General features: G+C 56.7%; 19 protein-coding genes. 5 read left to right on the plus strand and 14 right to left on the minus strand.

Features of this window, described 5'->3' with window-relative positions; translation table 11 throughout:
- From EOL86_04155 to EOL86_04210, 12 genes are all read right to left on the minus strand, one after another.
- Positions 1–1,064: hypothetical protein (locus EOL86_04155; protein NCD24773.1), on the minus strand; the 1,064-nt coding region annotated here is incomplete at its 3' end.
- Positions 1,065–1,069: 5 nt separating this feature from the next.
- On the minus strand, positions 1,070–1,654 hold the full coding sequence (locus EOL86_04160; GenBank protein ID NCD24774.1) for a hypothetical protein: 585 nt from the start codon (positions 1,652–1,654) through the stop codon (positions 1,070–1,072).
- Complete coding sequence (locus EOL86_04165; protein ID NCD24775.1) at positions 1,626–2,261, minus strand: hypothetical protein; 636 nt, start codon at positions 2,259–2,261, stop codon at positions 1,626–1,628. The genes EOL86_04160 and EOL86_04165 overlap by 29 nt, the downstream gene beginning before the upstream one ends.
- A complete protein-coding gene (locus EOL86_04170) occupies positions 2,242–2,826 on the minus strand; it encodes a hypothetical protein (GenBank protein ID NCD24776.1) in 585 nt (194 codons plus the stop codon). The genes EOL86_04165 and EOL86_04170 overlap by 20 nt, the downstream gene beginning before the upstream one ends.
- A gap of 15 nt (positions 2,827–2,841) precedes the next feature.
- Complete coding sequence (gene pilM, locus EOL86_04175; protein ID NCD24777.1) at positions 2,842–3,894, minus strand: type IV pilus assembly protein PilM; 1,053 nt, start codon at positions 3,892–3,894, stop codon at positions 2,842–2,844.
- Between the two features lie 367 nt (positions 3,895–4,261).
- Positions 4,262–5,419: an NADP-dependent isocitrate dehydrogenase gene (locus EOL86_04180; protein ID NCD24778.1), complete on the minus strand. Its 1,158-nt coding sequence runs from the start codon at positions 5,417–5,419 to the stop codon at positions 4,262–4,264.
- A gap of 90 nt (positions 5,420–5,509) precedes the next feature.
- Positions 5,510–5,986, minus strand: a complete 477-nt coding sequence (locus EOL86_04185) for a chemotaxis protein CheX (GenBank protein ID NCD24779.1) — start codon at positions 5,984–5,986, stop codon at positions 5,510–5,512.
- 98 nt (positions 5,987–6,084) lie between these two features.
- Positions 6,085–7,131 (minus strand): phosphatase, encoded by a 1,047-nt coding sequence (locus tag EOL86_04190; protein NCD24780.1) that lies wholly within the window; start codon positions 7,129–7,131, stop codon positions 6,085–6,087.
- On the minus strand, positions 7,128–9,572 hold the full coding sequence (locus EOL86_04195; GenBank protein ID NCD24781.1) for a pyruvate, water dikinase: 2,445 nt from the start codon (positions 9,570–9,572) through the stop codon (positions 7,128–7,130). The genes EOL86_04190 and EOL86_04195 overlap by 4 nt, the downstream gene beginning before the upstream one ends.
- Positions 9,573–9,587: 15 nt before the next feature.
- A complete protein-coding gene (locus tag EOL86_04200) occupies positions 9,588–9,947 on the minus strand; it encodes a response regulator (GenBank protein ID NCD24782.1) in 360 nt (119 codons plus the stop codon).
- Between the two features lie 23 nt (positions 9,948–9,970).
- Positions 9,971–12,004: a PAS domain S-box protein gene (locus tag EOL86_04205; protein ID NCD24783.1), complete on the minus strand. Its 2,034-nt coding sequence runs from the start codon at positions 12,002–12,004 to the stop codon at positions 9,971–9,973.
- A complete protein-coding gene (locus EOL86_04210; protein NCD24784.1) occupies positions 12,004–12,924 on the minus strand; it encodes a phosphate/phosphite/phosphonate ABC transporter substrate-binding protein in 921 nt (306 codons plus the stop codon). The genes EOL86_04205 and EOL86_04210 overlap by 1 nt, the downstream gene beginning before the upstream one ends.
- Before the next feature lie 203 nt (positions 12,925–13,127).
- Between EOL86_04210 and EOL86_04215 the strand changes: the two genes are divergently transcribed.
- Genes EOL86_04215 through EOL86_04225 form a run of 3 tightly spaced genes read left to right on the plus strand, consistent with a single transcriptional unit; the run spans position 13,128 to position 16,165 of the window.
- On the plus strand, positions 13,128–14,186 hold the full coding sequence (locus EOL86_04215) for a DUF898 domain-containing protein (GenBank protein NCD24785.1): 1,059 nt from the start codon (positions 13,128–13,130) through the stop codon (positions 14,184–14,186).
- Positions 14,176–15,189 carry a M48 family metallopeptidase gene (locus EOL86_04220; protein ID NCD24786.1) on the plus strand — a complete coding sequence of 338 codons (1,014 nt, stop codon included), beginning with the start codon at positions 14,176–14,178 and terminating at the stop codon, positions 15,187–15,189. Before EOL86_04215 ends, EOL86_04220 begins: the two co-directional genes overlap by 11 nt.
- Positions 15,149–16,165, plus strand: coding sequence for an HDOD domain-containing protein (locus EOL86_04225; protein ID NCD24787.1), 1,017 nt, complete (start codon positions 15,149–15,151; stop codon positions 16,163–16,165). Before EOL86_04220 ends, EOL86_04225 begins: the two co-directional genes overlap by 41 nt.
- Positions 16,166–16,168: 3 nt before the next feature.
- On the opposite strand, the gene EOL86_04230 is transcribed toward EOL86_04225, so the two are convergent.
- Positions 16,169–17,431 (minus strand): transporter, encoded by a 1,263-nt coding sequence (locus EOL86_04230; protein ID NCD24788.1) that lies wholly within the window; start codon positions 17,429–17,431, stop codon positions 16,169–16,171.
- Between the two features lie 148 nt (positions 17,432–17,579).
- Here EOL86_04230 and EOL86_04235 point away from each other — a divergent pair, with 148 nt between their 5' ends.
- Positions 17,580–19,223 (plus strand): PAS domain S-box protein, encoded by a 1,644-nt coding sequence (locus EOL86_04235; protein NCD24789.1) that lies wholly within the window; start codon positions 17,580–17,582, stop codon positions 19,221–19,223.
- The gene (locus EOL86_04240; GenBank protein ID NCD24790.1) at positions 19,108–20,649 is read left to right on the plus strand and encodes a tetratricopeptide repeat protein; all 1,542 of its coding nucleotides are present in this window, start codon (positions 19,108–19,110) and stop codon (positions 20,647–20,649) included. The genes EOL86_04235 and EOL86_04240 overlap by 116 nt, the downstream gene beginning before the upstream one ends.
- 37 nt (positions 20,650–20,686) lie before the next feature.
- Here the strand turns inward: EOL86_04240 and EOL86_04245 are convergent, their stop codons facing one another.
- On the minus strand, positions 20,687–22,021 hold the full coding sequence (locus EOL86_04245; GenBank protein ID NCD24791.1) for a DEAD/DEAH box helicase: 1,335 nt from the start codon (positions 22,019–22,021) through the stop codon (positions 20,687–20,689).
- Positions 22,022–22,414: the final 393 nt, after the last annotated feature.

Here is a 22,414-nt window from a genome sequence, read left to right on the forward strand (position 1 = left end):
ATTAAATCCAAAGCTTGATCCCAAGGAATGTCGACAAGCTTTAATGAAATCTTTCCAGAAATTTGATCATCCAAAACCAAATTATAACCACTTACTTCAGATATAAGACGCAAAACATGCTCAATATCCGCATCTTGTAAATCTATAGATATCTTTTGGCCTGTATAAGTTTCTTTCATACCAGGAAACAATGTGTTCAATTCGTCTAGACCTGATTCGGCTTCATCCTCTTTATCTGAGGGGGCACCTTCGCCGGCCTTCGTGGGCATTTTCTTTTGTTGCGCCCCAAACCCCAAAGTGGGTTTTATTTGAATAATAGTTTCATCTCCTCTGCGCGAAACAGAAAGCGGAGGGTTCGTTAAACCGTCAACGAGCAAAAATGCATTTCCATTTTCATCGTTCGAGGCAACGACTGATTGCACGGGCGATCCTAACTTCGAAACGTCATATTTTTTTAACAATGAATTATCGAATTTTACCCTGTCCAAAGACAACTTAAACGCATCCCCTTGTTCCGGGATAATTTCAAACGGCAAGCTTGAATGCGTCACAATCAACAGCGAAGCTTCCTTTTGCCTGAAATTTAACGAGCTAATAAAATTATCCGGTAAACTTGGAGCGACAACACCTTCAGGGACAAGCATCAAGCGGCCAGTACCATCATCCTGTTTTGATAATAAAAACTTAGATTTTGATTTCAAGGACAAAACAAGTTCCTTGACTTTATTCCCATCTTTCTGTTTTTCGACAGTTTTCACTAATCCGACTTCACCTAACGGCAAATCAATATCCGAAGAAGGAGGGTCGAAAGAAAGAACAACATTGTTTTGAGTATCATAATCAGCGTAGACTTGTGTATTAGAATCCAGTGGGAATTCAACAATAGTCTTGCCAAAGGACTCAGTAATGCTCAGATCAAGAGGAGTATCCGTGGAGCCCAGCGTATCCGGGCTCGAAATAGGCGCCATATTATGTTGTGCAACGGTAGTACGAGAAGCACACGACGAGGCCAGCATACAAGCGATACAAACAGCAACCGTCATAAGTGACTTTGATATATTCATGGCCTCTACTCCTTCTCTTGCCGCAATCTTAAATTTATTTCACGTTTTTTTGTTTCACCAAAAACATCTACAACTTCTTCCTCAACGACAACCATGTCATTCTTTATTGCCTTCACAATCCCATCATAAAGTCCTACAGACATCCCTGGCCGAATTAAGAAGCCCTTGCCATCGGGCAACTCTACCATCGCTAAGTTGTTGCCATCGCTATTCATGATCGCGACAACTTTCAAAGCATTTGTATCCATGTTCTCAAGTGGTGTTAGTGCTTTTTTCTCTTTCTTGGATTTACGAGCGGCCTGCATTGTCTCATACTCTTTAACTTTGACAAAAGAAACAAATGGGTCAGGCTTATCCTTGGATGCATACGCGGGGTAACTTGGATATACCCAAGAAGGAAGCTCGGAATCGCTTTCGGAAGCATTGGAGGCATTGTGTTGAATAGAAGCATTACGGGCAAAACTATCCGTTGAAAATATCTCGCTTGAATTTTCAGCCATGGCTGCTCCACAAAAAAATAATGCAAAAACTTCAAGCGCCAACAACTTTTTCATAATCGCCCTATTTTTTACTTTTCTTCGCGGCTTCACGAGCTTTAATCTCCTCTTCTGTCAAAGATCTGTATACCTGCAATGCAAGGTTAGTATTTAAATACTTCTCTGTTGGAGAAAAATCCGAGACAGGGGAAAAAACGATTGACTGAATTGAAACCAGACGATTCAATCGTGATAAAGAATCAAAATAAGTTACAAGCTTATGAAAAGTTCCACTAAGTTGGAGTTGGACTCTCCGGGTTGCATAAAAATCCGCTTGTGTTTCAGCTCCAGGCTGAAATAAAAGAAATTCAACATTTTCATTTCTGCCCAGTTTTTCAAATGAGGCAAGAAGATTTTCTAAAGCCTGAGCGTCTTCAGGCAAAAGTGTTTTTGCATAATACAACTCTTTTTTCGCTAGCGACAAATTTTGTTCAATCTCGGGCAATTTCGCTACCTGAGTTCTAAAACGAGCGATATCAGTATCAAGCTTCTCAACATTTTTAGTCAACTGACTAATTTGAACAAGCTTCTCATCCAAGACAAAATACCAATAGGAACCGCAAGCCAATAGAATGACAACAAGATAAATCAAGCCCTTGTAAAGGCCAGATAAATCTGAAAACTTCTTAATCAGTTGTTTGCTACCCATTTGTCGTACCATTCATGCCTTGATTCTCGAAGTATTCTCTTGCCACAATTGAACATTGGAACGAAACAAGACCGAGCCCGTCGATTGTTTTCCTCGAAGTCCTCTGAGTATCTACCCTTGCTATATAATTTGATTCACGCAACTTCTCGACATATTCTGCGAATGACTGGTTATCCACGGCAACACCGGACAATACAATCTGCCCATTAGCGTTCAAGGAAAATGTTTCTATCCACATTTTGTTTTTAGGAATATTACTTATCAACTCATCGATGTATCTAACAGGGAGCCCTTGCCGCATACGCACATCTTTAATAATCTTTATCCTTCGTTTTACATCGTCAAGCTCTTTCAAGGCAGCATTGATTTTTGCAACCTTAGCTTCTAACTGCTTTTTAACGGCTGTTTTACTATCCACAGAAGCTTGAAGCGAGGATATTTGCCCGGAAACATAAAAATCCACTCCAAAAATAGAAGCAGCGGTCAAAACAAGCACGAAAAATAAAAAAAAGATATCTTTCTCAGCGTGTGTTACCTTGGCTCGTTTCTGTTGTGGCAGCAAATTAATTTTGATCATGGCTTTCTCTGATGATTAAATAGCGCGAAGAGCTAGACCAAAAGGAACGACCATTTGCGGAGCAATGTCTTGCAAATATTCCTTCTGAAACATCCCAGCATCAACATCCACTCGTCTAAAGGGATCGTGATGGTGCACGGCAATACCGAGTTCGTCTTCAAAAATGTTTCGCAAATTCACCAACAAGGCTCCTCCACCAGAAATAAAAATATCTTGCGCCAAGACTGGCGATGTTGATGATGATTGATAAAACCCGATCAATCTCTTAATTTCTTCACACCAACTCTTCAATATCTTCATCATTGCATCAACGATAAGCTTTGCATTCTTTTCTTGCAAATTTTCATCGCCATTGATTTTGAGATGCTCTGCCTCGATTTTTTTAATGTCGAGCAGTGAAGAGATATCTTCCGTTATGGCCTTTCCACCAAAGGAAACCTCGCGTAAAAAAACTGGCTGTCCGGAATGGTAGATGCAAAAAACGCTTTGTGCCCCGCCAATATCAAGCAAATAAACAGGCTTTTCTTGATAATCCGGGTAATTATATTCAAAACTATTACAAATGGCGAACGAATCGACATCAACAATCGACAGCGATAAATTAGATTGCGTAAGAATGTCGCCTAAATTTTGTACGACCTTTTTTTTGCTGGCCACGAGAAGAACATCGAAAGTTTTTTCTTTCTGAGCTGGCCCAAGAACCTGATAATCAAGATATACATCGTTGATATCAAAAGGAATGTATTGCTTCGCGTCTTTTTGGACAATCTCATCCAGCCCTTTTACGGACTCAGATTCAAAGGCGACACGCTTCACGATCACTGCGTGACCAGCCATGGAAGAAACCACCACCCTATCCTTCACGGAGAGTTGCGCCCAAAGCTCAATAATTTTTTTGGCCGTGGATGCATTGTTGTCCAGGTCCCCAGGTTGCCATGGACACCGGGCGAGACTTTCAAGTGCACATCCATTTTTTCCGGCGCGGAGCTTGATCATCTTCAGCCACTCGCTTCCAAGGTCCAATCCCAGACCAGAATTTTTCTTGGAAAAAAAACTCATTTTTTTCACGGCATTATCTCTCCGAAAAATTCAAACACCCAAACACCCTACATTTATTCACCAATTCTAGAAAATTACCACAAAATATCTCACTAAAGCAAGAAATAATGCGCGCGAATATCCACACATTGCGAAATAGCACAGACACCTTTTCAGCTGTCGCGCATACGTATCCCATTTCAAAAAATTTTTGATTAATAGTTCTGTAAATTTTTATACCTAATCTTTTATACAGAAACAATAAACCAAAAAAGTAATGCAGAACATTATCCTGTACTCAATACATTTTTAAACTAAAAAATTGGCGAATATACTTTTTTATTTCAGAAAGTATATTCGCCAATCTCTATTCAAAAAATACAAGATAAAGTTATTATTATATCTTTTCTAAATTTCGTAATAAAATTTCTCCAAATTCCGCACATCCAACTTGAGTTGCATTTTTCATTTGGGAGGCAAGATCCACTGTTACCGTGCCTTCAGAAATAGCAAGCTCCACCGCGCCACGAATTTTTTTGGCGCATTCGTGCCAGCCGATATGGTCCAGCAGAAGCGCTCCAGACAAAATCAAACTTCCTGGATTCGCAAGGTCCTTGCCTTCAATGGATGGCGCGGTGCCATGGGTAGGCTCGAAAAAGGCGAGCTGTGAGCTCATATTCACACCGGGAGCCAATCCCAAACCTCCAACTTGCGCCGCCAAGGCATCGGAAAGATAATCTCCGTTCAAATTTGGAGTCGCGATGACATCATAATTTTCCGGGCGAATCAAAACCTCCTGAAACATGGCATCCGCGATCCGGTCCTTCAACACCAACGCCCCCGGAGGGCAACAATCCTCGCCCTCGCGCACAACCTGTCCGGAAAATTCCTCGGCGGCCATTTCGTAGCCCCAGTTCCGAAACGCTCCTTCGGTAAATTTCATGATATTGCCCTTGTGGGCAATGGTCACACTCCTGCGCTTTTGGTCCAGCGCGTATTGGATCGCCTTGCGAATCAGCCGCTTGGAGCCCTTGGCCGTCATGGGCTTGATGCCAATTCCACTTTCCTCGTCGACATTGGCGCCCAATTCATCACGTAAAAACGCAATGAGTCGCCGTGCCTCGGGGCTTCCGGCCTGCCATTCGATTCCCGCGTATACGTCTTCCGTGTTTTCCCTGAAAACAACCATGTTCACGCGTTCTGGATGCTTGACGGGACTTTCAATCCCTTTGAAATACTGGATGGGCCTGATGCAGGCATACAGATCCAGGGTTTGCCGCATCGTAACGTTCAGACTGCGAAACCCCTTGCCCACCGGAGTTTCCAAGGGGCCTTTCATGGCGAGATCAGCGGTTTTCAACGTGTCCAATGTTTGCTGCGGCAAATAGGTTCCTGTCTCGGCAAAAGCTTTTTTTCCGGCCAACAATTCCACCCATTCCAGCTTTCGTCCATCGCTGAATGTCAATTCAACAGCCCGGTCCAGGACAGGTCGGCCGGCGTTCCAGACCTCGTGTCCAATGCCGTCACCCTCAATAAAATACACTTTGCGGTCCATGCGGTCTCCTCATTGCAAAAATAAAAAACCCCTGACGGGGTTTTCCAACTAATAAAAGATTATTGATGGCGCAACCGCCACGGACACGGGTCAGCTGAAGCAAACCTCGACCATGAGTGGACCATGAGGGGTTTGAAAGGGAATGGCCAGAATAGCATTTGTCGAGACATGGCGGATCGTATGTCCCTGCCCGGTGATAACCGACGGGATGGCGCCCTCGAAAACCATGCCCATTTCGACAAGTCCCTTGCGGGCCTGACCAGAAATCATATTCGTCAATTCCCCCACGGCATCCGCGACAGCATCGTTGAGCTCCGTCTGCTCCTCGTACAACATGCTTCCGATGATTCCCAAGGCCGAGGAGGTGGTAAACGTCAGGGACATGGTTCCCTTGCTTTTCCCCTTGGGATTGGAAAATCCGATTACGCCGGTGATGTCGCCCTGGGCCACGGCGTTTTGTTTGACAAACGGGGCCGCTGCCGTGGCCTCGGTCATGGCCATGGTGCTCAACACGGTCACGGTGGCGTCCACAAACTGCTTGATGATGCCTTTAATGGTATCGTTCATATCGGCCCTACTGGTTCAAAATGAATTTGATCAGAAACCACCTAGTCCATGCCCCAAAAAAATTCCATGATTATTTCCCACGTCACGGAAAGGACGTATCAGCTGGCCTGAAGCATTAAATGAAACAAACGCTGCACATACTTACCAGAAACAACATCGGTCAGGGCAAAATGAGGCAGGCTGTCCTTGGCCATGCCCCCGACAAAACCCATCCAAAGCTCCAATGACAGACGATCCAGGGCCGGAGCCAAGACCGCCGTCCACAACTTGGCGCTCTCGATCGCGTCCAGACCAAACGTCCGGCATTGCATGGGCCGAGCGTCGGCGATGATACATTTTCCGTTCTCGGTCAAAGGACACAGGGCATCGGCATCGGACAAGCAGTAATCGCCGGAGCCCATGGCCTGGGCCGTGGCTCGTTCGTTGCGGGCCGTGGCCACGGCCCGCTCGATAACTTCCAAACGCCGGGAGCTGCTCAACAGCACGTTGATTTGGTTTGTCAGATAGACGGACTCGATCATGGTCAGACGAATGGGCGTTCGACAGCACCGCGCGTGATCCACTCCACACCGATCCAGCGCGTTGGCACCGGGCGTGTCCGCGATTCTGGCCAACAAAGCTTCATAATCGCGAAAAAAGGGAGCCAAATCCACGACACGGCGCATCTCCAGGGACGGTTCGCGAATGGTCAGTTTCGGAGCGCCGCGCCCGTATTTCCGGATCGTCCACCATTGGTCGAAATTGGCCGGCTTGGAACGCAGGGTGCGTAGTTTGAGCCAGGCCAAACGATGACCCAGGCCCCGGCGCAACAGATAGGCATTGAGAACCGTGCCCGTGCGGCCAATGCCATGCCGGCAATGGATGAGAACCTTCTTGCCCAGGTAAATGGCTTCATCCAGCCAGGCCAGGGCTTTTTCCAGCTCGGACAAATCCGGGGCCTCCTCGTCGGCCAAGGGCAGATGATACACTTCGAAGCCAGCGGCGCATTCGATGTCATGCAAATCGCAAAACTCGCCACACAGATTCAAAATGGCGCCGATGCCCGCTTCGCGCAGGCAATCGAGCTGCGCATGACTCATGGGCGCCGCGCCCACGGCCAACTGATCCGTCACCCAGGTGGGCGTATAGGCAGGCCTGGATCTCATACCGCCTCCGACGGACAAATACGAAGAAAGGACTCGGCTTCTTCTTGGGCTTGCTCCGTCGAGGTCAGGCGCATGTCCATGAGCCGCGTGCCGGCGAGCACGAGGCCAAGACAGCGTAACCCGCGCTCCGTCTCGGACCAGCCCAGGCGGTTCATGCAGGCGTCGAGCATGTCGCCCCGGATCGAGATTTCAAACCCAAAATGCGTCAGAACCCGCGTCATGAACTCCAGTCGATGCACCCGCCGCGCCAAGGCCGCGCCACCACCCTTGAAACGAAAATTCACATAATTGGCTCCGGAATTGTCGCCGCAAACACTGTCCACGATGGAAAAATGGTATCCAAAACGGATGTTCAGATGCACGTAATCATCCGAAACCAATGCGTAACTGGCCAGCAGCCGGGAGTCGTTCCGAAAAATTCCGCCGCTGATGCGGTCGAATTCTTCCCAATCAACGTGGCGTTGACTCCGATCCCAGGCAATGGCCGGATCAGCCAAACCCCGCCACAACGCCCGCATCGGCCGGCTGGACACCTTGTCTGGAGAAACAGGCCCGGAACGCGGCGCGGTGGAGGCAAAACCGCCTCCAAGATCCAGGATGTACATGACCAAGGGCAAGTCCGTGGCCAAACGGCGGGAGCGCCCCATGCCCCGCCCGCCGCGCCGCACCAGGGTGAACATTTCCCGCACGCCCTTTTCGTGGCAAAACCGGACCACGTCATGCAAGGACCGACATCCTTCAGGCGTGAAATTCGGCGCATCGGGATCGATCAACCCAAGGCGCACCGTCAAATCGGCCACTTCGGCCTGTTCGCGCCGGACCTCCCGCCGCATGTCTTGGGCGGCTTGAGTCCGCTCCAGCACACCGGGGGCGCAACCCGCGAAAATTCTCCCGGAAACGGCATCGACGGTGACCACGTCCCCGGTCCGAAGCTCCTCGCCCAAACAGCCCACCACGACAGGCACGCCCCGCTCCCGCGCCACCGAGGCAAAATGGCTTGCCCGGCTGCCGCTGGCCGCGATGACGGCGACAATCCGATCCAAAAACTGGGACAACGCCGGCCGCAAGGTCTGGGTTACCACGACGGACCCCTTGGGAATGGATCGAAAATCACTCCCCTGGGGAGCGTGATAAACGGGACCGCACGCCGCTCCGGGGGAAGCGCAATCCAGTCCGGCGACCAGCGCTCCCAGGTCCGCCCCATCGACAATGATACTCGGCTGGGGGTCCTTGTCCTGATGCAAACGACGGGTTTGCACGATGCACAGTCCGTCCGGGCCGTGGGTCCATTCCACATCCTGAGGCTCGCCAAAAACCCGCTCCAGGCGCATGGACCACCGGCCAAGCTCGCGCAACACCGTCTCGGGAAACAGCGTGTGTCCTTCGCAGGCACAGCCTTGCAGCAAACGAGGCTCATCCTCGCGGGTCAGGTAGTACTTTCCCGGGGTAACCGAACCATCAACCAGATTCGCGGCCAGCCCGTCGACCACGTAAACGCCCATGGCTTCCCCACCCACGGCCGGACAGGCCGGATCGCAGGTATAGACCACCCCAGCCGAGACCGCCGCGATCATGGGAAGAATCAAGACCGCCATGGCCGTGTCCGTGTCCGAAAGACCATGCCGGATTCTGTAGGAAACAGCCCGGGGACAATATTTTCCGGCCAAAACCCTCTTGTACGCGGCAAGAACGTCGTCCGGCGCCACCTGAAGTTCGCTTGCGTATTGGCCCGCGAACGAAATCCTGCCGTCCTCGGCCAGGGCACTGGAACGCACGGCCAGAAGCTGTCCTGACGTAACCAAATCCGCCGTGGCCGCGGTGACGGCCTCGGCCACCACGGTCGGGACCTCGCCCTCCAAAATCAGTTCCTGCAACTCGCCGGTGACCCGGACAATGGTGTCATGATCGGACAACCGCACGGCCGCGAAGCGCTCCTCGATCTCCCGTTCCAGATTGTTCTCGCGCACGAACAGGCCAAAGGCCCCGGCCGTGATCACGAATCCTGGCGGCGTGGGCACGCCCGCGCCCCTGGCCCGACTCAAATTGGCGGCCTTGCCTCCAACCCGGTCGGGATGCATGGCCGCCTGGTCCAGGGAGATGACATAGGGCGGCGCGACATCAATACGCCGTGGCGGAAGATGCGTGGCAATATCCGTGGAAATGCGAGCCACGGCCGTGGTCACGGCCGCGTGATCGCTGCTCATGCGTTCAAGGCTGGCGGCCATGCGTTCCACCGCGCCGCGCAATTCCAGGACAAAATGACGAATCCTGGCCTCGTCCGCGGGATCGTGTCCGTAAAGATGAGCTTCCAAATCCGCGATCAGATCCAGGGCGATGGCGTCAACTCGTAGCAATTCTTTGAAATCATGATATTTCCCCCGAATCAACGATTCGGGCGAAAAAAACTTGATCCAGCGCCGAACCAGCTGCGTGAAAAGCATTCATCCTCCATTCCGCTAGGTTCCCAAAACCTCGGCCACCTTGGATTCCAGTTCGTCTTTGTCGATGGGCTTGACGCAATATTCGCTAGCGCCCAGCTTGAGGGATTCTCGGGCTGTTTCCAGGGTTGGATATCCGGTCAGCATGATGACCTTGATCGCCGGCGCGTGCTTCTTCATTTCGGCCAGCACATCGACACCGGTCATCTTCTTTAGCTTGATGTCCAAAATAGCCAAATCCGTCTTGCCCTTGGCCACGTGACGGATGGCGTCTTCCTCCTCGGTGAAGGCGCTGACCTGATGCCCCTGGCGCTCGAGAATACGTTTGATCAACACTCCGGCGTCGGACACGTCGTCCAAAACAAGTATCGATGCCATGCCTACTCCTCGCGATTAAAAATTCACGGCAATGTACAGTGATCCAAGGGGATGTCCACCGTGAACATCGTCCCGGGGCCCCGGACCGCGCCGTCGGGCGACGGCGGCATATTGAAATCATCGGGCAGGGGGCTGATGGCGCGGATCTCGCCCATGTGGTCCTTGATGATGCCAAACGATACCGAAAGCCCCAGACCCGTGCCCTTGCCCACGGATTTGGTGGTGAAAAACGGGTCGAAAATCTTTTTCAAGGCGGCGGGCGGAATACCGGCGCCCGTGTCCGCGACCTTGAGGGTCACGACACCCATGGGCGTCTTCAATTCCGTGACGACCACGATGACGCCGCCCCCTTCGGGCATGGCGTCCTTGGCGTTGTTCATCAGATTGATCCACACCTGCTTGAGCTTCTCCGGATCGCCATAGATAATGGGGAAACGGTCATCCAGCCGGGTCACGATCTCGACATGGTCCAACTCAAAAAAATGGCGCACCAAGCTGATGGACTCCATGACCGAATTGTTGAAGCACATCTCGCGCTTTTCGCTTTCGCCCTGACGGGAAAAGCCAAGCAGATCGGCCACGATCTTGCGGCAGACCTTGGCCTGCTTCTCGATAATCGCCAGATCCTGGGCCACCTGGCTGTCACTGGGCACATCATCCTGTAAGAGTTGGGCATAGCCAAGGATCACCCCCAAGGGCGTGTTGATCTCATGCGCCACGCCCCCAGCCAGCTTGCCGATGGATTCCATTTTTTGCGCCTGGATCAGCTGCTGCTCGTATTCCTTGATATCCGTGATGTCCCGATCCATGCGCAGCAGGCCACTGACACGGCCATACTCGTCATGCACCGGGATCTGCACCACATGGAACCAACGCTGGCCATCCGGGCCCTCGACGCGTTCCTGCCGGTCGGAGCGGCTGTCCGTGATAAGCACCTCGCGCCCCTCCAGATTACGCCGCTCGGCCTCTTCCTCCGGGAAAAGGTGAAAATCGTTCCGTCCCTGGATTTCATCGATGGACTTGTTCACGCTCCGCAGAAAAGCGCGGTTGGCGGTCTGGTAGATCATGCGCGTGTCGACCATGGAAATACGGTCCGGGTTCATGTCCAACACCGTGGACAGCAACCGTTTTTGCACGGTCAGGGAGCCTTCGGCCTGACGCAATTCACGAATATGGTCGCGCAGGGTGTATGCCATGAAATTGAAGGTTTCGGCCAGATCCTGAATTTCGTCGCCCACGCCCTGGATATAGACCGGACAATCACGACAGCTTTCGGGCTTGGGACCGATTTTACACGCATGATGCGCGCATTTGGTGCCGGGAATCAGCCAGCAGCGCCGCACCCGGTCCAGATGGGCCGGACAGGAGCTGTCCCGGCAATGCATGATTTCCCAGCAAAAGACATCCGTGGGCAGGTTGGACAGGGTTTCCAGGCTGCCCGTGACCAGCTCCTCGGCGTGTACACGCAACTTGGCCAGACGTCTGGTCACGGTGCGGGCAAAAATGCTGGCCATGGCCATGGACACGAAAAGCGCCACCCCGAACATGGTCGCGATGGCCGACACCAGCTGCCGGGTCGCGGCCGTGATCCTTGATTTGGACAGGCCGACGCGGACCGTGCCAATCCGTTCGTCATCGACCAGGATCGGCGCGGCGAAATCATAAATCAAAATCTGGCCGGTATCCACGAGCTGCACCCGCGTCCGCTGCGCGTCGCCCACGACATTGGCCGAGGCCAGATCCACGGGGAATCCCTTGAGGAAGGAATGGGTAACGACATGGCCCGGCGCGTTCTGGATAAAGGCGTAGACCAGGTCCCCGGTCTCTCCGACCATGTTCCGCAGCCGCAGATAGTCGCGGGCCAAAAGAGGCTCCACGGCCCTCGCGGCCAAACTTTCCGCCAGGGCCGCGCCGCGCATCTTGTTCTCCTCGATCAGCGCCGTTCCCGTCATCCGGGCCACCACGGGCAGCAGCATCAGGGCCATGCCCAGCATGATGCCGATGATACCCAGATTGAGCTTGGTTTCGAACTTGAGGCGGTTCAGAAGGCGGATCATCACTTCACCTTGTCCATGCCCAAACGCAGCGCGAGGTCGCGTACCGGGTCATAATCGGCATCCTTGGCCGCGATGATGGCGGTCATGCCGGCCGCGGCCAGGATTTCCCCGTCCGGAGTCCGTTGGCTGTCCAACGCGAAAAAAACCTGTCCGATCCGTTCCAGCAGACGCGGATCAAAACCCTGGCGCGCGGAATACACCCAGCCAGGATAGGGTTTGCTCTCGGCGAGCACCCTGATCTGGTCGAGGTCGATCTTGTCCCGCACCACGTCCAGGGTGCCCTTGCGGATGGTCCCGACATCATAAGCGCCGGCGTAAACGGCCAACACCACGCTTTCCTGGCGTCCACCAGAACCGGCGGCAAAGGCGACTTCCCGAAAATCGCCCCGCGTGATGCCATGTTCATGAAAAAGGCCCATCGGGTACAGATATCCCCCGGCCGAGTCCTGGTCCACGGCGATAAGCCGCTTTCCCCGGCAGTCCTCGATACCGTTGATGGCCGGATTGTCGGACCGGACAATGATCTGTCCCTGGAAATCCGCGCCGCCGTCGGGCTCGACCACCCGCGCGAAGGCCTGGGCTCCAAAACGAGCCATGGACACATAGACAAAGGGATTGGTGAAGGAAATATCGATCTCGCCCCGTTCAACCATCTTGATGTGGTCACCGAACGTATCGGGATAGACCTGCCGGAAAGACAGTCCCGTTTTCTGGCGCAGGTGTTCAAGCAGGCGGCGGTGCCGTTCAAAAGACACGGAATGTGAATATTGGGGCAGATAGGCGTAGGTGATGGCCTCGGTTTGGCGAGGCGGCGCGAGGTTTTCGACCCGGTTCATGTCCACCCGGACAATGGATTCCTCGTCGGTGCATGCACCCAGACCGAGAACAAGCGCGACCAGGAAAAATCTGAGCAAAGCCATGTTGCATCCTTGACCAAAGCCAGTGTTTTTTTCCAAACCTAAGTCAAGGCTCAACTCCGCGCAATCGCGAAGTGCGGATTCCCCGCGCCCGAACCAGGCGCGGGGACGGATTGCATTCCATGCCGGCATTGCGGCATGCCCCCGGATAGGCTAGGCAACGGCATCGGCAAATCGGAATCGGAACATGCAACCCCGGAGCGACAATGGCTTTTCGTCCCGATCATCCCGCGTATTTCGTCAATCCCAGACCGCAACGCTTCGCGTTTATCGGTTCTGGCGGGGAGTATTTCCGAATCTGGATTGTCAACCTGTTCTTGTCCATCATTACGCTCGGTATCTATTCGGCCTGGGCCAAGGTCCGCCGCGAACGATATTTTTGCGCGCACACGCTTCTGGCCGGCTCGCCGTTCAGCTATCACGGCCAGCCCATGGCCATTCTCAAAGGCCGCGTGTTGGCCGTGCTGGTCGTGATCGGCTTCAATGTGGTCAGCCAATTCGCGCCCATGTACAGTCTGCTCTTCCTGCCCGCCTTTCTGATCGCCATCCCATGGGCGGTGCGGACCAGCCTGCGTTTCAAGGCCGCCAACACCAGCTGGCGCGGAGTGCATTTCACATTCACCGCGAGCATGAAGGAATCTTTCGCGGTCATCTATGGATGGGGACTTCTGAATATTCTGACCCTGGGCCTGACCATGCCCGCCTCCATCCGGCGTTGGCACAAATATATTTTCAATAACCTGAGCTTTGGCGGAAAAAAATTCGACGCCGACCCGCCCCTGCGGGGCTACTACGAACCGTTCATCATCCCCTTTGTCGTGATCCTTGGCGTTCCGTTGCTCATCGCCGCCACCGTGCGCGGAGGTTTCTCGACCGAAGCGGCCAGCATCGGATTCCTTCTGCCACAGATCGCAGCCCTCGCCGCGCTGTTCTACCTCGTTCTGCCCCTGCTTTTCCTCGCCTATGTCAACGTCCGCATCCGCAACCACTTGTGCGACAATCTCCTTCTCGGACATCATGGACTGTCATCCGACATGCGCCCGGCGGGCATGCTCTGGGTGCTGGTCAGGCACGGCCTGCCGGTTCCCCTTACCCTCGGGCTGTATCTCCCCGTCCTGCGCGTCGCCCTGACCCGATACCGCGTCGAGCACCTGCAGCTCTACCCGGCCGGAAGCATCGACACCTTCGTGGCCGAACGTCTCGAAGATCAGCGCGCCCTGGGCGAGGAACTCACCGACATCCTGGATCTGGACCTTGGACTCTAGCCCCATCCACGCCGCCTGGTTCGATGGCCACACCTCCCGGCGCGTGGACGCGATTCTGGGTCGCGAATCGGAACGGCTCGTGGTCCACGTCCAGGACGGCCAGACATCCTATGCCCTGGACACAATCCGCGTCGAACAACCGCTGGGATCCGCTCCCCGTCGCATCGAATTTCCGGACGGGTCCTTTTGCGAAGTGGCCGATCACGCCGGCCTTGAACGCCTGCTCCGCGTCCAGGCCCAACCCGGTCTGCTCCCCAAAATGGAACGCGCCCCGGCCATGGCCCTGGCCGCCCTTGTCCTAACGATGTCCTTCGTCGCGGTCGGATATGTCTGGGGTCTGCCCTGGGCCGCGGAAAAAGCGGCCCGACTTGTTCCGGAACACTGGAACCGTCAGCTCGGCAGCTCGACCCTGGACCTCCTCGACCGCGTCCACGCCCAGCCAAGCAGCCTGCACCCGGACAGACAACAGGCCATCCGCGAGGCTTTTGCCCGTCTCGTGCCACCAAGCAACCCCGCGCCGGCCTGGATTCTGCACTTCCGCGACCTGGGCGACCTGCCAAACGCCATGGCACTGCCCTCCGGAGATATTGTCATCTCCGACGCCCTGGTCCGCAACGCCCGCTCCGATGGCGAAATCCTCGCCGTGCTGGCCCATGAGCTCGGCCACGTGGCCCTGCGCCACGGCTTGCGCCGACTTCTGCAAGGGCTTGGGGTGTCCATGACCGTGGCGGCCCTGACCGGAAGCTTTTCGGACCTCGCCACCCATGCCTCGGGTATGCTGGAACTGACGTACTCCCGGGACATGGAATGGGAGGCCGACGCATACGCCATCCGCATGCTCCAGGCCAACCAGCTGTCCCCGACACTGCTGGCCAGGGCGCTACAGACCCTGCGGGACTGGCCAGGCGACACCACCGGCAGGACTCGGTTGCCGGCCATTCTATCCACCCATCCCGATCTGGATGAACGCATCGAACAGGCCGAGCAGGCAGGACGCAACTAGATCCTCTTGGGGCAAAACATCTTGCCGCTCATGCCGCCACACAGTATTTGCAATAGAAAAACCGAACCCCCAACACAGGGAAGACGCCAGCATGTCAAATTCCAAACGCCTCAAGCAGCTCGACTTTTCGGTCCCCGGCATCAAGCCCGTCGGCATGAAATTGATCAAGCTGGTCAACGCGCCGGAACCAAACCTGATCGAAATCGCGCAAACGGCCGAGCTGGACCCGGCTGTCTTTGGAACCATCAGCGCCTGCGCCAATTCGGCCATGTATGGGGGAATACAGGAAATCAGGGATCTGCGCATGGCCGTGACCCGACTCGGGCTGCGAGAAGTCCGGCGCATCGTCTTCCATGTGGTTCTGGAATCGGCCTTTCGGGCCGACTGCGCCGAAATCAACCATCTTCTGCGCCACCTCTGGACACAAAGCCTGTGCACGGCCCTGACCATGCAGCGCCTCATACCGGACTGTCCGCAACTCAAGGAACTATCGGTGGACCTGATCGCCTCCATCTATCCCCTGGGACTGCTGCACCTGATCGGCGTCCCGGTTCTTGTCGCCAACTATCTCCCGGCCTTTCCCAGTTTCGCCCGCGACAGCCTCAAGCTGACCCAGCAGGAAACCCTGGCCCGGGAGCAGGCTCTCTTCGATGGTTTCGACCATCTTCAACTCGGCGCGGAACTGGTCCGGCGCTGGGGATTTTCGGACCTGTTCGCCGACATTCTGGCCAGTCACGATTCCCCCACCCCGCCCCTTCCCTCCGGAGGACGGCTTCTGCATTCCCTGCTGCGTCAGGCGCGATACGTGGGCGAGGCCATGGGATACGCGGCCATGCCCAGCACCCCGGAAGATTATTGGCTCCAGGGGAGCATCCTGGATACTTCCCAGGTGGACATGGCCGCCGTGGAGCGGGATGTGCTGGATCAAATGGAGCAAGCCCTGGATTTCGACAGGGAAAACGCCTCCAGACGCTAGCGATCAGAACCGATAGGTCAGGCTCATCCCCGCCATGTGGGCATGGGCGTCGCGCCGGCTCAAGGGCACGACGCCCTCGTTGGCTCGGGCCTCGTAGTCGCGATCCGTCATCCATAAATAGCCATACGAGGCGTCCACGGTCCAGGACTCGGACACGTCCCAGCCAAAACCCACGGTCACGATCTGCCTGTCCGTGCAGGGCACGGCGAAATCCTCGTGGTCGTCGGTGACCGGCGACTGATCGTAAACATAGCCGGCCCGCAGATCCACGGCGTCGGTCAGGGCGTATTCGGCCCCAAACTGAAACCGCCAGGCATTGCTCCAATTCTTGTCCGTCTCGACCTTGTCCTTTACTCCAAAGAGCGGGTCTTCATACTCGATGGCCAGTGTTTCGTACGAACTCCATTTGGTCCACGTCGCGTCACATTCAAGGCTCAAGCGGTCCATGGGCTTGACCATGACACCCATGGTCACGGACTCGGGCACGGGCTCGGTTCCGCTGACACCGGTATCGTTCAGACCCAGCGCGCCGGGATCGACAATCCCCTTTTGACTGAAATCCACGTCGCCATCGACCGTCAGGGCAACCTCGCTCCGCCACAAAACACCAAATGCCAGCCAGTCAAACGGACGGTAACGCGCGGACAGATGCATGCCGTAGTTCCAGCCGTCGGCCGAGATTTCCTGCCGGATATCCGTGGCCGTGGTCTGGGGGTCGTTGAGTCGCGTCGGATCGATGCTCGTGTTGTAACTGAAATCCAGATAGGTGGCGTCCACGCCCACGCCCAGGGAAAACGCGTCGGAAAACCGCATGGCCAGGGTCGGCGTGAAGGACACGGACTTGATGGCCGCGTGCGAGCAGTTGTACCGCCCCAGCCACGTATCCTCGTCCTCGTATTCCGTGCCCAGTCCGACTCGCGAGAACATGCCCAGACCGAACCAATAATGGTCCGACAACTGCTGGGTATAGTACGCCGTTGGCAGCCCCCAGACGGAGTCGGCCATGTCCATGTCGTCCAGGGCGGGGTCCACGGCGTCCATGGTTGCCGTGGGCGCGATGGCGGTCGCCCCGATCTGAATCTGCCCACCCGGCAGGTCCGTGATGGCGGCCGGATTGTACGCCAAGGCCGAGGGATCGGCATCCCGGGCGACCATGGCCCCACCCAGGGCGTTGCCCCGGGCGCTCCACTCATAGACACCATACCCGGCGGCCCACAGCCGCATCGGACACAAGAACACCAACATCACGATCAATCCATGCTTCACGTCCCGTACCTCCCGAATTCAAAAATAGCCCGTCGTTGACAGGGCGCGGGAAGTGTACCAGGGAAAAATCCATCGTCAATGAATACTCGTTCAAAATTTGTTCATTTTCCATGAATTTTAGGGTATCCTGTTCAGCAATGGTGAACCCATGTCCCAATCAAACCTGCTCCGCTTTTATGCGGCCAAGCTGGATGCGATGCCGGAACTGGCCCTTGTCCTGGGCCGGGACGGACGCATTCTCCACGCCAATCGGGCCTATTGCCGGCTACGCGGCGCGCATGCCCCGGACCTGCGTGGCGCGAACATTTTTCTGTATCTCGACGAGGACGAGGAATCCGCGGCCAGGGCCCTGCTCGACAATCCGGACTGCCCGGCCGTTGGCCAGATCCGCCTGCGCATCAACCTGCCGGACAAGAACGGCACGCGCACCATCACCTGGAAGTACACCGAAATCCCCGACCAAGAAGGCAGCATCGTCTTGGTCTGGGGCAGCCTGGGCTCCGACCGGGAACACGGACCCGAGATGGGCTTCACCATCGGCCCCACGGGCGTGATCCAGGCGGTCAGCCCGGATCTGTGCGCCATGTGCGGCTTTGCCCAGGACGAGCTTGTCGGGCGCGACGCGCGGCGGTTCTACTTCAGCCCCATGTCCCGGAAACGGATCGTGTCCCGCCTCAATGCCCGGACCGAAATCGAAAATGGCCAGGTCACCCTGCGCCGCAAGGACGGTTCTCCACTAATATTATGGTACAGCGCTGAGTCCATCCGGGACAAAAACGGCCGAATCCGGGCCTACAGCGGCTATTTCCAACAACACACGTTCCGCTTTTCGGACAAGCTGGCCCACGATTTTGCCAGCATCGTCAACGCGCTCCCGGACATGGCCTGGGTCTGTGGACGCGATTACCGCATCGCGGCGGCCAACGATAAATACCTGGAAGCCTATGGCCTCCAACGCGACGCGGTTATCGGACATTCGGAATACGATTTCCTGCCGCGGGCCCAGGCCAAGGTTCTGACCGAGGCCGCGCTACGGGTCTTCGAGGAAAAACAAGAACTCCTCCACCCGGCCGTGCCCCATCTGACCAACCCGGATATCTGGCACCGGGTCATCCGCCGGCCCATTTTCGACGACGACCGGCGCGAAGTCATCGGCCTGCTCGGCATCTGCCGGGATGTCACGGCCAAGATCCTGCGCGAAAACGCCTTCATGGACACCCTGCGCACCACCGACACGGACATCGTGGCGATCATGGACGACCAGGGACGCATCCTGCGCCGCTTCGGCCTGGCCAAGGAACCGCCGGTCCTTGGCTGCTTCGGCATGCACGACGCCTACAGCCTGGACATGCGCACCATTCTCGACCCCATCCATCCCGAGGATCTGCCCCTGGTCCAGCAGGCCATGCAGCGGGTTCTGGGCGAACACCGCGAACAGCACCTGGAATGCCGGCTCCGAGACCGTGCCACGACGTGCTCCACGGTGGCCCTGCGGCTGGTCTTCAACGAGGTGGTGTCCGGCGAGCCGCGCATGTACGTCGTGGTCCGTGACATCTCCGACCAAACAGCCCTGCGTCAGGCCGGACCGGCCATCGAACGCCTCAAAACCGCCACCAGTTCCCGCACGGACCGGGAATTGGCGACCTTTCTAAGCGTGTCCTCGGCGGCCATATCCAATGCCCGCAAGAATGAGCGTGTCCCGGCGGATTGGTTTCTTCTGGTCGGGCAGCGCACCGGATGGTCCATCGACTGGCTCGTGTCCGGCCTGGGCGGAGCCCAAGGCAACGGGTGAATCCGCTCCTCCGGGCTTGATCATTGCCCTGAGTCGGGTCAAGAGAAGCAGCATATTCCGGCGGAACAAGCCCGCCATAACCTTCTGGAGTCCGACCATGAACACACGCTTCCTCGCCGTCATTGCCCTGGCCCTGCTCTGCGCCTGTTCCCCCCGGGTCAAGGAAGGACCAGACCTCCGGCCGCGCTGGTACTCCCTGAACCAGGAATTCATCCGCCTGTACGCCCGAGGCGACTACGAACAGGCCCTGGCCACCGCGCGCCAGACCGTTGACCTGGCCCATGGTTTCACGCCTCGGGAAAACGCGGACCTGGCCACCTCCCTGAACAATCTGGGCGTGACCCACACAGCCCTGGGACAGTACGACGAGGCCGAGGCACCGCTCAAGCGCGCCCTGGAGCTGCGTCGCGCCATTCTCGGGCCAACGCATCCGGACGTGGCCACGACCCTGGGCAATCTGGGCGAATTGGCCGTGGCCAGGGATCATCCGGCCGAGGCCGAGGACTATTTCATCCGGGCCCTGGATCTCCGCGAGGCGGAACTCAATCCCAACAGCACGGATCTGGCCGACACCTTGCACAATCTGGGCGAACTCTATTTCCGCAAGAATCTCCTGGATCAGGCCGAACCGCTTCTGAAACGCGCCCTGGCCGCACGGGAACGCAGCTTTGGACCCGAACACGCCCTGGTCGGCAAGACCCTGGACATCCTGGCCGGCATCGAACAGACCAAGGGACATCACGCCGAGGCCCAAACCCTGCTGGAACGCTCCGTGGGCATCAAGGAACAAGCCCTGGGGCCGGACCACCCCTGGCTCGTCACCACCCTGGTTTCCCTGAGCGACGTCCTGGTGGCCCAGGGCAAGGCCGCCGAGGCCGATCCCCTGGCCCGGCGCGCCGTGGACATCGGCGAAAAGGTTTACGGCCCCGCCAATGTCCGGTTGGCCATACCCCTGGGCGCCCTGGGCACCGTGGCCAAGGCCCAGGGACAATTGCAGGAAGCCGAGGTCTATTTCGCCAGGGCCCTGGACCTGCGTGAAAAAGGGCTGGTTTCCGACCACGTCGACATCGCCACTTCCGCTGGCAACCTGGCTGGTGTCTATTCCGCCCAGAGCCAACACGAACGGGCCCGGCAGCTCTATGAACGCGCCCTGCTCATCAGCCAGGCCCGCCTGGGTGATCATGTCAACGTGGCCCTCCTGCAGCAGAATCTCGCTATCGTGCAGCACAAGCTCGGCCACGAGGAAGAAGCCCGGAACCTGCTTTTGCAAAGCCTGGGCCTACGCAAAAAACTTTTGGGCGCGAATCACCCCTCCGTGGCCCAGACCCTGGACACCCTGGCCGCCGTTCTGCGCGAATCCGGCGACGAATTGGGCGCCGAGGAATTCGAACACCAAGCCGCCGAAATCAGAAAGGCCGCGCAATAGCGCGGCCTTTCTGATCAAAACAACACGGGCGTTTCCGTCACATTCTGCTGGAACGCCCAACGCCGAACACTCCGCCACCAGCCGTGGCGGGACGGGCGTCGCTCCGTCCCCGGCTTCGCTGCCCTCGGCCGGCCTCGGGCTCCTGGCGAGCAGCGCGCGGGGCACCGGACCTGACCGGTCCACGCCGGGGGGCGCGCGGCGGACGCGGCTCCTCGAAAGCGGCGTCGGACTGTGTCCCCAACCCTTCCTGATAGACAAAATCCTTCAGCTTGACCCGCTCCAGCGCGGTCCGCAAAACACGCTCGATGATCCGAATCTGGCCGGAGTCCTCGGGCGTGACCAGGGTCATGGCCTGACCGCTTCTGTCCGCCCTGCCCGTGCGCCCGATACGATGCGTATAATTTTCGGCCGTGTCCGGCACATCGAAATTGATGACATGCGTGACCCTGGAGCAGTCGATGCCCCGGGCCGCGATATCCGTGGCGACCATGACCCGGTACTTGCCGGTGCGAAATCCATCCAAGGCCTCCTGACGCCTGCTTTGCGACAGATTGCCCTGCAGGGACGTGGCCAGCCAGCCCTTCTGCTCCAGCTTGCGGGCCAGACTCTTGGCCCGATGCTTGGTCCGGGTAAAAATCAAGGCGCAGTCATGCTCCTCGGTGGCCAGCAAGGCTTCGAGCAAGGCCACCTTCTGGCCCGGCGCCACCGGGTACAGGGCGTGCCGGATCGTTTCGGCCGGAGCCGTGTTGGCAACCTGGATCACCACCGGGTCCACCAGCACGAGATCGGCCATCTTGCGAATCTCGGTCGGCATCGTGGCGGAAAAAAGCAGGTTCTGCCGATTGGACGGCAACTTGGCCATGATCCGGCGCACATCGGGCACGAAACCCATATCGAACATATGATCGGCCTCGTCCAAGACCAGGGTTCGCACCTGGGACAAATCGACCAACCCCCTGTTGGCCAGATCCAGCAACCGGCCTGGACAGGCGACCAGAATCGTGGCCTGCCGGGCGGCCTTGATCTGCGGCGTCTCGCCCACGCCGCCAAAAACCACGGCACTGCGCATGCCGGTCTGCTTGCCCAGGGCGACGAAACTGTCATGAATCTGCAAGGCCAGTTCCCGGGTGGGGGCCAGGATCAAAACCTGGACCGGGCCGCGCGGCGCGGATTCGGTGGCGATCAGGCGCTGCAACAAAGGCAGGGCAAAAGCCGCAGTTTTACCGGTGCCGGTCTGGGCCAGACCCAACACGTCCCGACCGGACAACACCGGGGGAATAGCCTGAATCTGAATGGGAGTGGGAGATGAATAGCCGCAGTCACGGATGCCGGCGACAATCCGCCGGTCCAAGGAAAATGAGGAAAAATCCACGAAAAAAATCCTGTGGTTCAAGGAAAATCAACGACTGGCGTGATGTGCAATCGAAGGCCGGACATGCCGGGAAAAAGAAATCTCCGAGACGAGATGGCGAGGAACCGGCACCGGAAATCCGGGCGGCGTCGAGACTCAAGTCCGCTCACGCGAGAGATGATGCCCTTAGTCACGTTGTCCTTGGCTTGTAAAGGATTTCATTGGGCGCGCATCGATGATCAGTCCAGAGGTGTCAAGAATTGTGGATTGCCATGTGATCAGCGGAAAAGGAAGCACGCGGCCCCTCGAAAAAGAACGCGGCGCGGGCCATGCGTACAGTAGCGGCAAAAGGCTGGCCCGAGACTGCGTCAGGAGTCACGGCAACGTGATGAGTGGATTGCGCCCTTTCCGAGC

The sequence above is a fragment of the Deltaproteobacteria bacterium genome (genome assembly GCA_009930495.1).
Taxonomy (GTDB): Bacteria; Desulfobacterota; Desulfovibrionia; order Desulfovibrionales; family Desulfomicrobiaceae; genus Desulfomicrobium.

Excerpts from the sequence above, each read along its gene's own strand:
- EOL86_04165 (NCD24775.1), bottom strand. The coding sequence starts at position 2,261 with ATGGTACGACAAATGGGTAGCAAACAACTGATTAAGAAGTTTTCAGAT.
- EOL86_04170 (NCD24776.1), bottom strand. The coding sequence starts at position 2,826 with ATGATCAAAATTAATTTGCTGCCACAACAGAAACGAGCCAAGGTAACA.
- EOL86_04180 (NCD24778.1), bottom strand. The coding sequence starts at position 5,419 with ATGGACCGCAAAGTGTATTTTATTGAGGGTGACGGCATTGGACACGAG.
- EOL86_04185 (NCD24779.1), bottom strand. The coding sequence starts at position 5,986 with ATGAACGATACCATTAAAGGCATCATCAAGCAGTTTGTGGACGCCACC.
- EOL86_04190 (NCD24780.1), bottom strand. The coding sequence starts at position 7,131 with ATGAGATCCAGGCCTGCCTATACGCCCACCTGGGTGACGGATCAGTTG.
- EOL86_04195 (NCD24781.1), bottom strand. The coding sequence starts at position 9,572 with ATGCTTTTCACGCAGCTGGTTCGGCGCTGGATCAAGTTTTTTTCGCCC.
- EOL86_04200 (NCD24782.1), bottom strand. The coding sequence starts at position 9,947 with ATGGCATCGATACTTGTTTTGGACGACGTGTCCGACGCCGGAGTGTTG.
- EOL86_04205 (NCD24783.1), bottom strand. The coding sequence starts at position 12,004 with ATGATCCGCCTTCTGAACCGCCTCAAGTTCGAAACCAAGCTCAATCTG.
- EOL86_04210 (NCD24784.1), bottom strand. The coding sequence starts at position 12,924 with ATGGCTTTGCTCAGATTTTTCCTGGTCGCGCTTGTTCTCGGTCTGGGT.
- EOL86_04215 (NCD24785.1), top strand. The coding sequence starts at position 13,128 with ATGGCTTTTCGTCCCGATCATCCCGCGTATTTCGTCAATCCCAGACCG.
- EOL86_04225 (NCD24787.1), top strand. The coding sequence starts at position 15,149 with ATGAACGCATCGAACAGGCCGAGCAGGCAGGACGCAACTAGATCCTCT.
- EOL86_04235 (NCD24789.1), top strand. The coding sequence starts at position 17,580 with ATGTCCCAATCAAACCTGCTCCGCTTTTATGCGGCCAAGCTGGATGCG.
- EOL86_04240 (NCD24790.1), top strand. The coding sequence starts at position 19,108 with ATGCCCGCAAGAATGAGCGTGTCCCGGCGGATTGGTTTCTTCTGGTCG.